The organism is Limnobaculum xujianqingii, assembly GCF_013394855.1.
In the GTDB taxonomy this organism is placed as follows: domain Bacteria; phylum Pseudomonadota; class Gammaproteobacteria; order Enterobacterales; family Enterobacteriaceae; genus Limnobaculum; species Limnobaculum xujianqingii.
This window is the reverse complement of sequence record NZ_JABMLK010000001.1, coordinates 2,428,383-2,443,967: the sequence shown is the minus strand read 5'-3', so window position 1 is coordinate 2,443,967 and position 15,585 is coordinate 2,428,383. Positions and strand designations below refer to the sequence as shown.

The 15,585-nt window shown below is 46.7% G+C and carries 14 protein-coding genes, 2 tRNA genes, 3 rRNA genes and 1 pseudogene; 10 read left to right on the top strand and 10 right to left on the bottom strand.

The genetic code is table 11. The features are described 5' to 3' along the window. Positions 1-41: 41 nt before the first annotated feature. From rsmB to def, 3 genes are all read right to left on the bottom strand, one after another. Positions 42-1,331, bottom strand: a complete 1,290-nt coding sequence (gene rsmB, locus GOL65_RS11020) for a 16S rRNA (cytosine(967)-C(5))-methyltransferase RsmB (RefSeq protein ID WP_140921461.1) — start codon at positions 1,329-1,331, stop codon at positions 42-44. A gap of 67 nt (positions 1,332-1,398) precedes the next feature. Next, positions 1,399-2,346 (bottom strand): methionyl-tRNA formyltransferase, encoded by a 948-nt coding sequence (fmt, locus tag GOL65_RS11015; protein WP_140921460.1) that lies wholly within the window; start codon positions 2,344-2,346, stop codon positions 1,399-1,401. Between the two features lie 42 nt (positions 2,347-2,388). Continuing rightward, a complete protein-coding gene (def, locus tag GOL65_RS11010; protein WP_140921459.1) occupies positions 2,389-2,901 on the bottom strand; it encodes a peptide deformylase in 513 nt (170 codons plus the stop codon). A 292-nt stretch (positions 2,902-3,193) separates the two neighbouring features. Here def and dprA point away from each other — a divergent pair, with 292 nt between their 5' ends. From dprA to GOL65_RS10985, 5 genes and pseudogenes are all read left to right on the top strand, one after another. Beyond that, positions 3,194-4,294 (top strand): DNA-processing protein DprA, encoded by a 1,101-nt coding sequence (gene dprA, locus GOL65_RS11005; protein ID WP_140921458.1) that lies wholly within the window; start codon positions 3,194-3,196, stop codon positions 4,292-4,294. Positions 4,295-4,371: 77 nt separating this feature from the next. Further along, entirely contained in the window at positions 4,372-4,923 is a 552-nt protein-coding gene (locus GOL65_RS11000) for a DNA topoisomerase family protein (RefSeq protein ID WP_140921457.1), read from the top strand. Further along, the gene (gene tsaC, locus GOL65_RS10995; RefSeq protein WP_140921456.1) at positions 4,916-5,473 is read left to right on the top strand and encodes an L-threonylcarbamoyladenylate synthase type 1 TsaC; all 558 of its coding nucleotides are present in this window, start codon (positions 4,916-4,918) and stop codon (positions 5,471-5,473) included. Before GOL65_RS11000 ends, tsaC begins: the two co-directional genes overlap by 8 nt. A 17-nt stretch (positions 5,474-5,490) precedes the next feature. Next, positions 5,491-6,309, top strand: a complete 819-nt coding sequence (gene aroE, locus GOL65_RS10990) for a shikimate dehydrogenase (RefSeq protein ID WP_140921455.1) — start codon at positions 5,491-5,493, stop codon at positions 6,307-6,309. Next, positions 6,306-6,563: pseudogene (locus GOL65_RS10985) on the top strand (DUF1488 domain-containing protein). The gene aroE and the pseudogene GOL65_RS10985 overlap by 4 nt, the downstream one beginning before the upstream one ends. A gap of 11 nt (positions 6,564-6,574) precedes the next feature. Here the strand turns inward: GOL65_RS10985 and GOL65_RS10980 are convergent. From GOL65_RS10980 to GOL65_RS10960, 6 genes are all read right to left on the bottom strand, one after another. Beyond that, complete coding sequence (locus tag GOL65_RS10980; RefSeq protein WP_140921454.1) at positions 6,575-7,111, bottom strand: gamma carbonic anhydrase family protein; 537 nt, start codon at positions 7,109-7,111, stop codon at positions 6,575-6,577. A gap of 157 nt (positions 7,112-7,268) precedes the next feature. Further along, entirely contained in the window at positions 7,269-7,484 is a 216-nt protein-coding gene (gene lysC / locus GOL65_RS22640; protein WP_456152040.1) for an Rz1-like lysis system protein LysC, read from the bottom strand. Then, the gene (locus GOL65_RS10975) at positions 7,405-7,779 is read right to left on the bottom strand and encodes a hypothetical protein (RefSeq protein ID WP_140921453.1); all 375 of its coding nucleotides are present in this window, start codon (positions 7,777-7,779) and stop codon (positions 7,405-7,407) included. Before GOL65_RS10975 ends, lysC begins: the two co-directional genes overlap by 80 nt. Next, positions 7,776-8,201 carry a lysozyme gene (locus tag GOL65_RS10970; protein ID WP_140921452.1) on the bottom strand — a complete coding sequence of 142 codons (426 nt, stop codon included), beginning with the start codon at positions 8,199-8,201 and terminating at the stop codon, positions 7,776-7,778. The genes GOL65_RS10975 and GOL65_RS10970 overlap by 4 nt, the downstream gene beginning before the upstream one ends. Continuing rightward, a complete protein-coding gene (locus GOL65_RS10965) occupies positions 8,167-8,523 on the bottom strand; it encodes a phage holin, lambda family (protein WP_140921451.1) in 357 nt (118 codons plus the stop codon). Before GOL65_RS10965 ends, GOL65_RS10970 begins: the two co-directional genes overlap by 35 nt. A 134-nt stretch (positions 8,524-8,657) precedes the next feature. Next, positions 8,658-8,801, bottom strand: a complete 144-nt coding sequence (locus GOL65_RS10960) for a hypothetical protein (RefSeq protein WP_179038317.1) — start codon at positions 8,799-8,801, stop codon at positions 8,658-8,660. Positions 8,802-9,238: 437 nt separating this feature from the next. Between GOL65_RS10960 and GOL65_RS10955 the strand changes: the two genes are divergently transcribed. The 5 genes from GOL65_RS10955 to rrf all read left to right on the top strand — a co-directional run bounded on the left by GOL65_RS10955 (position 9,239) and on the right by rrf (position 14,489). After that, positions 9,239-10,781: ribosomal RNA gene (locus tag GOL65_RS10955) — 16S ribosomal RNA — on the top strand. 74 nt (positions 10,782-10,855) lie between these two features. Continuing rightward, positions 10,856-10,932 (top strand) — tRNA-Ile (locus tag GOL65_RS10950). Between the two features lie 131 nt (positions 10,933-11,063). Then, positions 11,064-11,139, top strand: a tRNA-Ala gene (locus tag GOL65_RS10945). A 201-nt stretch (positions 11,140-11,340) separates the two neighbouring features. Then, positions 11,341-14,247: ribosomal RNA gene (locus GOL65_RS10940) — 23S ribosomal RNA — on the top strand. Positions 14,248-14,373: 126 nt separating this feature from the next. Beyond that, positions 14,374-14,489, top strand: a 5S ribosomal RNA gene (rrf, locus tag GOL65_RS10935). The 16S, 23S and 5S rRNA genes sit together here with 2 tRNA genes alongside, the layout of an rRNA operon. A gap of 254 nt (positions 14,490-14,743) precedes the next feature. Here rrf and GOL65_RS10930 read toward each other — a convergent pair. Next, positions 14,744-15,466 (bottom strand): NUDIX hydrolase, encoded by a 723-nt coding sequence (locus tag GOL65_RS10930; protein WP_140921332.1) that lies wholly within the window; start codon positions 15,464-15,466, stop codon positions 14,744-14,746. Between the last annotated feature and the right edge of the window lie 119 nt (positions 15,467-15,585).

The following is a 15,585-nucleotide window of genomic DNA, read 5'->3' as shown; positions in this document are numbered from 1 at the left end:
TTCTCTTTTTAGCGCCGAAGATATTTTGTTACTGACCCAGCTTATGCCTTTATCAGTTTGGCATAAAAAAATCCGTCACCACCATCAGGTGAAGGTAAATTTTGTCGATAGGGTGATGGTGAATCACCAATACTCACCAATTTAGCATCACTATGATTTTGAATAAAATCATCAATCTGCAATTTATTCTCTTCAGGAAGAATAGAACAGGTTGCATAAATCATGGTGCCGCCTGACTTTAATTGTGGCCAGATAGCATTAATGATCTCTTTCTGTAGTGATACCAACTCATCAATATCACTGTTACGGCGCAACCACTTGATATCCGGATGGCGGCGAATCACACCAGTAGCTGAGCATGGGGCATCTAATAAGATGCGATCGTATATTTGACCATTGCTCCAGGTCAGTGGTTCTCGACCATCCCCGGCAATGACAGTTGCTTGCTGATTTAAACGGACCAGATTTTCAGTAACGCGCTTCAGGCGTCCTTCATCAACATCCACAGCAATAACTTTAGCTTCTGGAGCTGCTTCCAGTATATGAGTGGTTTTTCCACCTGGGGCCGCACACAGATCCAGAATAATTTCGCCATTTTGTGGTTCGAGAACAGATACACAGCCTTGGGCTGATGCATCCTGAACGGTAACCCAACCTTGTTCAAAACCAGGTAAAAGCGTAACGGAACAAGGAGCAGCTAAACGTAAAGCGTCAGAATAATCAGGATGAGGAAAAGCCTCGATACCTGCTTGCTGCAATAATTGCAGATATTGCTCGCATGAGTGATGCTGGCGATTTACTCGTAGCCACATTGGAGGTTTTTGATTATTGGCATCGATAATGGCTTGCCACTGTTGTGGATAGGCAAGTTGTATTCGTTGTAACAGCCATCCGGGATGCAAGAAGCGGCCATTTTGGGATTGAAATTGTTCGGACATAATCTGTTGCTGGCGTTGAAATTGACGCATTACGCCATTGATTAGGCCTTTCATTTGTGGCCGTTTTAATACAACCGCGCCATTTACTGTTTCTGCGACAGCAGCATGAGCAGGAATTCGGGTATATAACAGTTGGTAGAGGCCAACCATTAACAGATAGTGTAATGGTCTTTGTTTACCAGTCATGACCTTTGCCATTAGCTGCTGTACATACCACTCTAGCTCAGGTAGAACGCGCAGCGTGCCGAAACAAAGTTCTTGCAGTAGTGATTTATCTTTATCAGAAATGTTTTTTTGGTATTCAGGAAGTACCGTACTGAGGGATTGTCCCTTATCCAGAACCTGGCTGATAGCGCTGGCAGCAATAGCCCGAAGATTATATTTGTTATTCATAGAAAGTGGACCGAGCCATTATTAGGCTATTCATAACTGTGCTGGTCAGGATGACCAGCACCTGAAATCAGGCTAATCGATGACCTGAGACAAACCATTCCCGGCGAGAATTTAGCAAATCCTGAGCGGACATCGCTTTTTTACCGGCAGGTTGAAGTTGAGTGATATTCAAAATACCTTGAGCAGTAGCAACCTGAATACCTGACTTACTGGCTTCAACGATGGTACCAGGTTCTGCCTGAGTATTATCTTCAATAACATCAGCAGCCCAGACTTTTATCGGTTGATCGTCAATGATGAAATAGCTGACAGGCCAGGGGTTAAAGGCACGAATACAGCGCTCTAACTGGGCCGCTGAGAGTGACCAGTCGAGTTTAGCCTCTTCTTTGCTCAGCTTATCGGCATAGTTAGCCAAGGCATTATCTTGTTTTTCTGCCTTGATAGAACCTTCGGCTAGTCCCGTTAGTGTGTTAAGTAAGCCTTCAGGACCCAGTTTAGCCAGTTTGTCATACAGAGTGGCGCTGGTATCTTCAGGTAAAATAGGGCAGGTAAGCTTGTATAGCATATCGCCAGTATCAAGCCCTTCATCCATTTGCATAATGGTGATACCTGTTTCACTGTCCCCAGCCCATAGTGAGCGCTGAATAGGTGCAGCACCACGCCAGCGAGGCAATAGCGAACCATGCGCATTGATACAGCCTAATCTGGGCATGTTTAATACAGCCAGAGGCAGAATCAGACCATAGGCAACGACCACCATAACATCTGCATTAAGTTGAGCAACTAACTGTTGGTTCTCTTCTGGCCGCAATGATTTGGGCTGAAATACAGGGATGTTATGTTGTTCAGCCAATTGTTTAACAGGGCTTGGCGTCAGCTTGTTGCCTCTGCCAGCAGGGCGATCGGGTTGAGTGAATACACCTACGATTTGGTGATGGGATGAAAGCAGTGCGTCCAGATGACGCGCTGCAAAATCAGGGGTACCGGCAAAAATAATTCGCAAAGGTTGAGACACTACAATTTCCTACCCTATCTGATGGATTAAGTTGCCACGCTGTTACTGTGAACGAGCTTCCTGTCTGGCAATTTTTTCTAATTTCTGGCGGATTCTCTGGCGTTTAAGCGGAGAAAGATAGTCAACGAACAGTTTGCCTTCCAGATGATCCATCTCATGCTGAATACAGATTGCCAACAGGTCATCAGCTTCTAATTCGAACGGTTTTCCATCGCGATCTAAAGCGCGAATCTTGATCTGTTCTGCACGAGGCACAAAGCCTCTGGATTCAGGTACGGAAAGACAACCTTCTTCAATACCTGTGTCACCAGATTTTTCCAGTACTTCCGGATTAATAATAACGAAATGTTCATCGCGATTTTCCGAAACATCAATCACGATAATACGCTGATGGATATTAACTTGCGTAGCTGCAAGGCCAATACCTTCTTCGGCATACATCGTTTCCAGCATATCATCGACGATCTGCTGTATTTCTGGCGTAACTTCCGCAACCGGTTTGGCTTTGATGCGTAGTCTTTCATCGGGAAAATGTAATACAGGTAATACTGCCATATCTCTTTAAATCACCAATTAATGGGTAAAATATCATGCTTATATTCTAGACCTTTCCGGCGATGATTGACAGTATCAGTCAACTATTGAAGTGATAGATAACCTAGTGGTAGCGGGTTTGTCGAATATTCAATCTTCATAAATGCGAGCTTTAGCGAAGAATTAAGTCATATGGGCGATGTTGTTATTACATCAATGAGAACACTCTCAAAATAAGCAATTCTGGTGTTCGTTTTTGATGATTTTTCATTTTAATCTGCTAAACAGGCTACGGCATGATGCAGGTAATTTAATGGAAAGGGACGAGTGGTGGCTAAGATTGCTGATGATATCAGGGCAAAAGCTTCCTTATATCCGTCGGCTAAGAAATGTAGAACCATCGCAGATCGTTTTTAGTGAACAGCTTTTACCTGTGCTGGGGTTCAGCCGTGACCAAGTGGATGCATTTTTACAGGTAGAACCACATCAGCTGATAAAAAACCTCAGATGGTTGGAAGGGGAGGATTGCCATTTAGTCACCTATATTGACCCGGAATATCCGGACCTTTTACGAAATATCTCTTCGGCTCCGCTGGCTTTATTCGTTCGTGGAGAAAAAGTTAATTTAACCAAGCCTCAATTGGCAATAGTAGGTAGTCGTCATTACAGTCACTATGGCCAAATTTGGGCTAGCTATTTCTCACAACAGCTGGCAACTACGGGATTAGTAATAACCAGTGGCTTAGCTGTAGGTATTGATGGTATCAGTCATCAGGGAGCTTTGGCTGTGGGGGGAATTACAATAGCTGTTTTGGGAAGCGGACTTGCCAAACTTCACCCCAGAAGTCATTTGGGACTGGCTCAAAAGATATTGGAAAATCAGGGTTCGTTAGTTTCTGAGTTTTTACCTTTTGAAGCACCAAGGGCTGAGTATTTTCCACGACGAAATCGAATTATCAGCGGCCTCTGTTTGGGGGTTCTGGTCATTGAAGCTGGTTTACGCAGCGGTTCACTGATTACGGCAAAATATGCACTGGAGCAAGGTCGGGAAGTATTTGCAATTCCAGGCCCATTAGATAGCCGTAATAGTGAAGGAACTCATAGTCTGATTCAGCAAGGCGCACTTTTGGTAGCTCAACCAGAAGATATTATAGAAAACCTTAACAGTTCATTATGTTGGATAACGCCGCTATCATCTGAACTGTCGGCTGAACCAGTTCCTTTGTTGTTTAGTCCGGATTGTCCGCTGGTGGATTCACCATTGTATGAACATGTTAGTTCTCAGCCCATTTCCGTTGATGTTATAGCGGAGAAAATGTCTTTATCAGTTACTGAGGTGATGATTCAACTGCTTGAGTTGGAATTGTCTGGTGCGGTGCAGGTGGTTCAGGGAGGATATATCAGAGCCAGATAAACAAGGGGGATCTAAAAATGGTTTTAATCAGGTAGACTGTAGTTATCAATCGGCTTTAAACGATTAGCAGTGAGGCTATGAGTAAAACAGCATTGTTTACAGGAAAAAGCGAAGAGCTCTGTCCCGAGTGTGGCGCACCATTAGTTATTCGCACGGGAAAGCAGGGGCCATTTCAAGGATGTTCTCGTTATCCTGAATGTACCTATATTCACTCGTTGACATCGCAAAGCGATGGTCATGTGGTTAAAGTGTTGGATGGACAGAATTGCCCTCAATGCGGTGAAACTCTGGTATTACGCCAGGGACGCTACGGTATGTTTATTGGGTGCAGTAGTTATCCTGACTGTGAATATATTGCGGTGATTGATAAGCCTGATGAAACACAGATCGCTTGTCCACAGTGTAAGCAAGGGAAGTTACTCCAGCGAAAGTCTCGTTATGGCAAGGTTTTTCACGCCTGCGATCGCTATCCTGAGTGTCAATTTGCACTTAATCATACTCCTGTAGCTGGAATCTGCCCAATATGCAGCTATCCTCTTTTGATGGAAAAACGCACCTCCAAAGGTAATCGCCTGTTTTGTGCAAGTAAAGTGTGCGGCAAAGAAGTTTCGACAGAGAAAGATGACTGATAATTTAGAATTTATAGTAGAGCAACTTCAGCAACAGCAAGTTGTTGCTTATCCAACAGAAGCAGTATTTGGTTTGGGTTGTGATCCAGACGATCGATCAGCAGTGGAACATCTTCTGCAATTAAAACAGCGCTCATGGGAGAAAGGGTTAATATTGATTGCTGCAAATTATGAGCAATTACAGCCTTATATCAATGATGCACAGTTAACTGCAGAACAAAAAATAGCGATGTTTTCTAGCTGGCCGGGGCCTGTAACCTGGGTCATACCGGCACGACCTTCCACGCCAAAGTGGTTAACCGGGCGGTTTAACTCACTGGCCGTCAGGGTTAGCGATCACTTACTGGTACAGAAACTTTGTCAGGCGTTTGGTAAGCCTCTGGTTTCAACCAGTGCCAATTTAAGTGGATTAGAGCCCTGCAAAACAGAACAATGTGTTCAGCAGCAGTTTGGTGATAGCTTTCCAGTATTGAAAGGTCTGGTGGGTGGTCGTCAAAAACCTTCAGAAATCCGGGACGTATTAACCGGAAAATTATACAGACAGGGATAATAATTCTCAGGGGTTTTATGCAACAATTCGCTGTTTTTGGTAATCCAATCGCTCATAGTAAATCACCGCGTATTCACCATCTTTTTGCCGAAGGTTGCCGGATCGATTTGCACTATGCTACGCAGTTAGGCTCTCTTGATGAATTTGAAAATGAAATCAGGACATTTTTTGCTGATGGAGCCAAAGGCGCCAATATTACTTTGCCTTTTAAAGAGCGAGCTTATGCAATATGCGATGAGCTTACTAAACGTGCGGCTTCTGCTGGTGCAGTCAATACCATAAAACGTCTGGATGATGGACGTCTGTTAGGTGATAACACCGATGGTATTGGATTACTGAGCGATTTGCAGCGTTTGGGCATGGTTATACCCGGATCGCGAGTTTTATTGATAGGTGCTGGTGGGGCAGCGAGAGGCGTTATTTTACCGTTACTGTCACACGGCTGTAAGTTAGTAGTTACTAACCGAACATATGCAAAGGCAGAAATGCTAGCCACATTATTTTCATCGTTTGGCAGCATTAGCAGTAAAGAATCCCATGCATTAGCAGAAGAGCAGTTTGATCTGATCATTAATGCGACTTCGACAGGGATTAGTGGAGATACTCCTTCCATTCCATCATCATTAATATCTTCAGATACAGCATGTTATGACATGTTTTATCAGGCCGCATTAACTCCGTTTCTGAAATGGGCTGTAGAACATGGGGTGGGGAAACATGCTGACGGTTTAGGGATGCTGGTGGGGCAAGCAGCTCATGCTTTTTATCTTTGGCATGATGTAATGCCAGAAGTTGAACCAGTGCTGAATGAATTGCGCAAAGAGCTGGCTAAGTGAATCAGGCAATCATTTTCACCGATAATGAAGAATGGGATCCGATTCGTAATGCTGTTGTCTGCACGGCATTGGCTAATGGATTTCAGGTTCACTGCTGTATTTCGAGTGAAGTTATCAAAGCGCGTTTTGGTTTTGCCGAATTGCCTGAACAGTTTATTGAATTGTTCAGGTAGTATCGTTGGGATCTGGAAGATGAATTCGAACAAATGATTTTAAATGCAGAATTCGACAGCGATGGCTGGATAATCATTTAATGGATAGCTATTTAGCCATTTAAATATTCGTCTTTCAAAATGACATAGTTTTTAGCTGAAGCTGCTAACGAGGCTATTTCTGCTTCATTTAACGGGCGAGCTTGCCGGGCGGGATTACCGAGATACAGATAACCACTTTCAAGACGTTTGCCTGGTGCAACTAAACTGCCAGCACCGACCATTACATTATCTTCTACAATAGCGCCATCAAGTACCCGGGCTCCCATTCCTATCAGTGTATTGTTACCAATAGTGCAACCATGAAGAATTGCCGCATGCCCAACGGTAACATCGTCTCCAATAATTAAAGGATGCCCGTCAGGATTTGACTCACTGCCCCGGGAGACATGCAAAATACAACCATCCTGAATATTCGTTCTGGCACCAATAGAGATAAAATTAACATCTCCCCGAATAATAGCTAAAGGCCAAACATTTGAATCATCAGCTAGAGTTACCTGACCAATGATCTGACTGGATCGATCTATCATGACCCGTTGACCAATTTGGGGTGTATGATGGAGATAGTTACGAATAGCACCTGACATTTTGAATGGCATCCTGAAAATTATTAGAGAAGTAGATCATTCTATTTTATGCGATTTGGATCCTTTTAGTATGAATGGATCCAAAATTGCCTTTTTTTGTTTAAAAAATAAGCTAAAATAGAGCCTGTAGAGTAAAAAGTGTGCATATGAAATCTTTTTATTTGCTCCGCTTTCTTTCTATCTTCTCTATTGCTGATATCTGATTGTTACATTGCTCAATCACCACCAGCAGCTCAGCAACATAGCCCGGATAATCGCCGTAAGTCTTTACCCAGTAATCCGGGGCATGGCATTTAATGAACAACGTTTGTGGTATCGGCAACGGTACTATTAACTTCGGCGACTCGCTGGCGCAACTGGTCAGAGACAGCATCAGAAACAGGCTCGCGGTTACAAACAGAACTTTTCTGTAATTCAGTAAGCCTGTCTTTGAGCATTTTTGTTGCTTCATCTGATTGTCTTTTCTGCTCTGCTGCATTATTGAGAGCCTCGTTAATCGTGTTGTATTGATTACGGAGTGTTGCGGTTTCGCCCTTAGCGTCATCACGCTGTTTAGTCAGTGTGGCGTTGTCAGATTTCAGCGTGGCGTTCGCTGACCATAGGTGATAAACACCGAATATGAGCGCAAAAAAAACCGCAGCTATTGGTAATAATGTTCGCCAGATCATGATTCAAACCTCCGCCGTTCCATTCTCCGGCGCTTGACTAAGCCATCCAGTACCTTACCGTCTGCCTTATTCCAGCGCTGAAACTCATGAGCGGCACCGATATAATCCTGTGCATTCAGTTTTTTCAGCAGTGTGGATGTGCTCAGGGCACGCGATCCTACGTTATAAGCAAAGGAGACTAGCGCATCAAACTGTCCCTGTGTCAGTGGCACCCTCACCAGACGACTCACATCAGCCTCAAACTTGACTAAGTCACCTCTCAGGTATCGTTCTGCCTGACTAATAGTGATTTCATCACCGCGCTTCACCTGGTCAGTATGGCCGTAGCCAATCGTGAGGACACCAGCAGGGCATACATACGCCTTTAACCTGCATCCCTCAAATTCTTTAATTAGGTTTATTCCGGTCTGACTGGTTTCCATTGTGACCTCCTATCCGGCGTCCAATTAATGTGTCGAGTATTTCAGCCAGTTTCTTCGTGCCCAGAAATCCGATGATGACGCCGAATAACGTGGCCAGGTTGGGTGGGAGACCGAAGTATTCAAATGCTGAGATAATGCCGAGGCTTAATATTCCACATAGAGTGGCTTCAAGCAGCGATCTTTTAAGCCCTTCCCCTTCTTTCATTGACCTGGCTACTGCAACGAGAAAAGCCATTAACGCGCCAGAAATGACCGGGGTATTGGTGTTGATCCAGTTCCAAACTTCCGCCCAGAACCCTATGTTTTTTTCTGGCATACGCATATCTCGCACCCCGCTGGAGTGTCCGTGTTTAAGTGAAAAGAATTAGCCCCCGGCGCTTATCTCCGGATGTCAGGCATACCAGCTCTCAGATGGGCTAAAATGAAAAAGGCCATCCGAAGATGACCTGTGTGTTGTTACTGTACTTCTGATTTCGGTTTGAGCTCATAAACCCATAACCGTTTGCTCTTGTCGTAGTGCTTACAGGCCACCAGCGCGACATCCTTATCTTTTACCTCTCCCAGCACGTGCCACTTTTTACCGCTTTTCGTTGCTATCATCGTCTTTGCCCTCGATTTCCGCATTCGACATGCGTCGCCACATACTTCCTGGTCTGACCGTACTGGTGCAAACCATTTATCAAAAAAGCCTTGTGCAAAAAGATCCGATGCCTATAATGCGCCTCCATCGAACGGATGTGAGCGAACTCACAAATCCCAATTCGAAATTCTCTTAAATGAGAAACAAAATAGAGTGAATGAACTCATTGACTCTGAAACGGATTCGCGTAATATACGCAGCCCGTGCCGCGGGAAGCGCAGCTTTCTGTCGGCCATGCTCTTTAACAATTTATCAGACAATCTGTGTGGGCACTCACAAGACGGTATCTCACGTCATTGCACTTCGGTGTAACGACACAAAAAATACCAAGTCTTAAAGAGTGACCAGACAGTAATTCATTTGAATTATTGAAAGTAATCTTTGAGCATCAAGCTGTTAATTGAAGAGTTTGATCATGGCTCAGATTGAACGCTGGCGGCAGGCCTAACACATGCAAGTCGAACGGTAGCACAGGGGAGCTTGCTCCCCGGGTGACGAGTGGCGGACGGGTGAGTAATGCCTGGGAAACTGCCCGATGGAGGGGGATAACTACTGGAAACGGTAGCTAATACCGCATAATGTCTTCGGACCAAAGTGGGGGACCTTCGGGCCTCACACCATCGGATGTGCCCAGGTGGGATTAGCTTGTAGGTGAGGTAATGGCTCACCTAGGCGACGATCCCTAGCTGGTCTGAGAGGATGACCAGCCACACTGGGACTGAGACACGGCCCAGACTCCTACGGGAGGCAGCAGTGGGGAATATTGCACAATGGGGGAAACCCTGATGCAGCCATGCCGCGTGTGTGAAGAAGGCCTTAGGGTTGTAAAGCACTTTCAGTGGGGAGGAAGGATGTGAAGTTAATAGCTTCATGTATTGACGTTACCCACAGAAGAAGCACCGGCTAACTCCGTGCCAGCAGCCGCGGTAATACGGAGGGTGCAAGCGTTAATCGGAATTACTGGGCGTAAAGCGCACGCAGGCGGTCTGCCAAGTCGGATGTGAAATCCCCGGGCTTAACCTGGGAACTGCATCCGAAACTGGCAGGCTAGAGTCTTGTAGAGGGGGGTAGAATTCCATGTGTAGCGGTGAAATGCGTAGAGATGTGGAGGAATACCGGTGGCGAAGGCGGCCCCCTGGACAAAGACTGACGCTCAGGTGCGAAAGCGTGGGGAGCAAACAGGATTAGATACCCTGGTAGTCCACGCTGTAAACGATGTCGACTTGGAGGTTGTTCCCTTGAGGAGTGGCTTCCGGAGCTAACGCGTTAAGTCGACCGCCTGGGGAGTACGGCCGCAAGGTTAAAACTCAAATGAATTGACGGGGGCCCGCACAAGCGGTGGAGCATGTGGTTTAATTCGATGCAACGCGAAGAACCTTACCTACTCTTGACATCCAGAGAAGTTTGCAGAGATGCGAATGTGCCTTCGGGAACTCTGAGACAGGTGCTGCATGGCTGTCGTCAGCTCGTGTTGTGAAATGTTGGGTTAAGTCCCGCAACGAGCGCAACCCCTATCCTTTGTTGCCAGCGCGTAATGGTGGGAACTCAAAGGAGACTGCCGGTGATAAACCGGAGGAAGGTGGGGATGACGTCAAGTCATCATGGCCCTTACGAGTAGGGCTACACACGTGCTACAATGGCGTATACAAAGAGAAGCTACCTCGCGAGAGCATGCGGACCTCATAAAGTACGTCGTAGTCCGGATTGGAGTCTGCAACTCGACTCCATGAAGTCGGAATCGCTAGTAATCGTAGATCAGAATGCTACGGTGAATACGTTCCCGGGCCTTGTACACACCGCCCGTCACACCATGGGAGTGGGTTGCAAAAGAAGTAGGTAGCTTAACCTTCGGGAGGGCGCTTACCACTTTGTGATTCATGACTGGGGTGAAGTCGTAACAAGGTAACCGTAGGGGAACCTGCGGTTGGATCACCTCCTTACCTGAAAGATACTGATTGAGTGCAGTGTCCACACAGATTGTCTGATGAAGAATAACGAGCAGAAATACCTTTATAGGCTTGTAGCTCAGGTGGTTAGAGCGCACCCCTGATAAGGGTGAGGTCGGTGGTTCAAGTCCACTCAGGCCTACCAATTTCTTCCCATGCTGCGTTGTCGTCACACTCGTTTGCCGATGCAAACGTCGTATGACTCCGCCTTGCCTGGAAATAAATTGGCTGACTCATCAACTGATGAGTTATTAAGGTATCTGTACGTGACTATATGGGGCTATAGCTCAGCTGGGAGAGCGCCTGCCTTGCACGCAGGAGGTCAGCGGTTCGATCCCGCTTAGCTCCACCATTTAGTCCTGTAAATCAATACTTCAGAGTATATTGGCAACAGTATGCTGTGAAGTATTATGCTCTTTAACAATCCGGAACAAGCTGAAATTTGAATCCTCAGCCAATAGTGAGTAATACACTGACACTAATTGGACTGAGCGAGTCTCTCAATTGTTTACGACTTTAGAATGTTGTCTTTCGAGACACCTTCGGGTTGTGAGGTTAAGTGACTAAGCGTACACGGTGGATGCCTAGGCAGTCAGAGGCGATGAAGGGCGTGCTAATCTGCGATAAGCGTCGGTAAGGTGATATGAACCGTAATAACCGGCGATACCCGAATGGGGAAACCCAGTGCAATTCGTTGCACTATCATACGATGAATACATAGTCGTATGAGGCGAACCGGGGGAACTGAAACATCTAAGTACCCCGAGGAAAAGAAATCAACCGAGATTCCCCCAGTAGCGGCGAGCGAACGGGGAGGAGCCCAGAACCTGAATCAGTTTGTGTGTTAGTGGAAGCGTCTGGAAAGTCGCACGGTACAGGGTGATAGTCCCGTACACCAAAATGCACAGATTGTGAGTTCGATGAGTAAGGCGGGACACGTGACATCCTGTCTGAATATGGGGGGACCATCCTCCAAGGCTAAATACTCCTGACTGACCGATAGTGAACCAGTACCGTGAGGGAAAGGCGAAAAGAACCCCGGCGAGGGGAGTGAAACAGAACCTGAAACCGTGTACGTACAAGCAGTGGGAGCACTCTTTATGGGTGTGACTGCGTACCTTTTGTATAATGGGTCAGCGACTTATATTTTGTAGCAAGGTTAACCGAATAGGGGAGCCGTAGGGAAACCGAGTCTTAACTGGGCGTATAGTTGCAAGGTATAGACCCGAAACCCGGTGATCTAGCCATGGGCAGGTTGAAGGTTGGGTAACACTAACTGGAGGACCGAACCGACTAATGTTGAAAAATTAGCGGATGACCTGTGGCTGGGGGTGAAAGGCCAATCAAACCGGGAGATAGCTGGTTCTCCCCGAAAGCTATTTAGGTAGCGCCTCGTGAACTCATCTTCGGGGGTAGAGCACTGTTTCGACTAGGGGGCCATCCCGGCTTACCAACTCGATGCAAACTCCGAATACCGAAGAATGTTATCACGGGAGACACACGGCGGGTGCTAACGTCCGTCGTGAAGAGGGAAACAACCCAGACCGCCAGCTAAGGTCCCAAAGTCATGGTTAAGTGGGAAACGATGTGGGAAGGCACAGACAGCCAGGATGTTGGCTTAGAAGCAGCCATCATTTAAAGAAAGCGTAATAGCTCACTGGTCGAGTCGGCCTGCGCGGAAGATGTAACGGGGCTAAACCATGCACCGAAGCTGCGGCAGCGATACGAAAGTATTGTTGGGTAGGGGAGCGTTCTGTAAGCCTGCGAAGGTGGACTGTGAGGTCTGCTGGAGGTATCAGAAGTGCGAATGCTGACATAAGTAACGATAAAGCGGGTGAAAAGCCCGCTCGCCGGAAGACCAAGGGTTCCTGTCCAACGTTAATCGGGGCAGGGTGAGTCGACCCCTAAGGCGAGGCCGAAAGGCGTAGTCGATGGGAAACAGGTTAATATTCCTGTACTTGGTGTTACTGCGAAGGGGGGACGAAGAAGGCTAGGCTATCCGGGCGACGGTTGTCCCGGTTTAAGCGTGTAGGTGGGTTGACCAGGTAAATCCGGTTGGCTGTTAACACTGAGGCGTGATGACGAGCCACTACGGTGGTGAAGTAGTTGATGCCCTGCTTCCAGGAAAAGCCTCTAAGCTCCAGGTAACATTAAATCGTACCCCAAACCGACACAGGTGGTCAGGTAGAGAATACTCAGGCGCTTGAGAGAACTCGGGTGAAGGAACTAGGCAAAATGGTGCCGTAACTTCGGGAGAAGGCACGCTGGCATTAGGTGAAGTCCCCTGCGGATGGAGCTGAAGCCAGTCGAAGATACCAGCTGGCTGCAACTGTTTATTAAAAACACAGCACTGTGCAAACACGAAAGTGGACGTATACGGTGTGACGCCTGCCCGGTGCTGGAAGGTTAATTGATGGGGTTAGCGTAAGCGAAGCTCTTGATCGAAGCCCCAGTAAACGGCGGCCGTAACTATAACGGTCCTAAGGTAGCGAAATTCCTTGTCGGGTAAGTTCCGACCTGCACGAATGGCGTAATGATGGCCAGGCTGTCTCCACCCGAGACTCAGTGAAATTGAACTCGCAGTGAAGATGCTGTGTACCCGCGGCAAGACGGAAAGACCCCGTGAACCTTTACTATAGCTTGACACTGAACATTGAGCCTTGATGTGTAGGATAGGTGGGAGGCTTTGAAGCGGTGACGCCAGTCATCGTGGAGCCAACCTTGAAATACCACCCTTTAATGTTTGATGTTCTAACTTTGGCCCGTAATCCGGGTTGAGGACAGTGTCTGGTGGGTAGTTTGACTGGGGCGGTCTCCTCCCAAAGAGTAACGGAGGAGCACGAAGGTTAGCTAATCACGGTCGGACATCGTGAGGTTAGTGCAATGGCATAAGCTAGCTTGACTGCGAGAGTGACGGCTCGAGCAGGTACGAAAGTAGGTCATAGTGATCCGGTGGTTCTGAATGGAAGGGCCATCGCTCAACGGATAAAAGGTACTCCGGGGATAACAGGCTGATACCGCCCAAGAGTTCATATCGACGGCGGTGTTTGGCACCTCGATGTCGGCTCATCACATCCTGGGGCTGAAGTAGGTCCCAAGGGTACGGCTGTTCGCCGTTTAAAGTGGTACGCGAGCTGGGTTTAGAACGTCGTGAGACAGTTCGGTCCCTATCTGCCGTGGGCGCTGGAAGATTGAGAGGGGTTGCTCCTAGTACGAGAGGACCGGAGTGAACGCACCACTGGTGTTCGGGTTGTCATGCCAATGGCATTGCCCGGTAGCTACGTGCGGAAAAGATAACCGCTGAAAGCATCTAAGCGGGAAACTTGCCTCGAGATGAGTCTTCCCTTGGACTTTAAGTCCACTGAAGGAACGTTAAAGACTATGACGTTGATAGGTCGGGTGTGTAAGCGTAGCGATACGTTGAGCTAACCGATACTAATGAACCGTGAGACTTAACCTTACAACACCGAAGGTGTTTTGGGATTGAGAGAGTAAAGAAGTCAGATTTCAGCGAATGTTCAGGATTGGAATGAATGGTTGTGTGCGATAGTGATATTGAATGCAACGGTTCATGAAACAGAATATGCCTGGCGGCGATAGCGCGGTGGTCCCACCTGACCCCATGCCGAACTCAGAAGTGAAACGCCGTAGCGCCGATGGTAGTGTGGGGCTTCCCCATGCGAGAGTAGGGAACTGCCAGGCTTTCATTAAGAAGAACCCTCAGCGAAAGCTGGGGGTTTTTTGCTTTGGTGGTAATGCAGTTCTCTACTCGATGGCGAGTAGGACAAACCTGCGAAGCGGGTTTGAGCAACGCAACGCGTTGACCCGAAGGGTGAATGACACGGTCATTCATAAACAGCCAGGCTTTAATTAAGAAGAACCTCAGTCAAAAGACTGAGGTTTTTTACTTTATGCAAATTGTGAAATATCAAATGTTTTTTTCACTATGAAAATCGTCAATCTGCACCTAAGTTACGCGAAAAGTTCTGAATATCTACATTATCCTTTTTACGATAGATCTTCGCCTGTCGTGATCCTGTAGCTGCAAACTTGCCGGTTTCTTCAAAAATACCTGAAGCATCAAAGCGCCTTACCAGACTTTTGCGTTGAATCGGCTTGTCCAGAATTGTTTCGATTACTGTTTGTAGTTCCGATAATGTGAATTCATCAGGCAGGCAGTAAACCGGCAACATTGAATACAAGGTTTTCTGTTCCAGGCGATAGATAGCCTTTTCAATAATATGTTGATGATCGAAGGCGATCTCTTTTATCGATGGAACCTGTTTTACTGGCCACCACTGTGCATCTAATACATCATCAATCTGAGTTTGGCAGTTTTGATAAGCAATAAGTGCAAAATAGGCAGTTGTCAGACTCCAGCCTCTTGGGTCGCGTTCTGCTCCGGAGAATGTCTCAAGCTGCTCCAGATAAGCGGGGGTAACCCCAGTTTTCTCAACGATCTTCCGTATAGCCGTTTGGTAGATAGTTTCATCACGCAACATATCAATAAACCCACCGGGTAATCCCCAATACCCTTGCTGAGGGTGATTGGCGCGTTTCACTAATAGTACGCACAACGCTTCATCTTTTAGCGTAAACAGTACGCTATCAACCGTGACTATGGGTGAGGGAAATTTGGAGGAGTCGTAATGTTTGAGGAACTCTTGTTCTGATTGCATGGTTTCTGTGATTTAAATGTCTTTAAGACAAAATTATCAGAGTCTGTATGTTTCAACAAGCAGTAACTCAGAATATAGGAATAAACTCTTATATTACAAATTGATATGTTTAAGTTCTT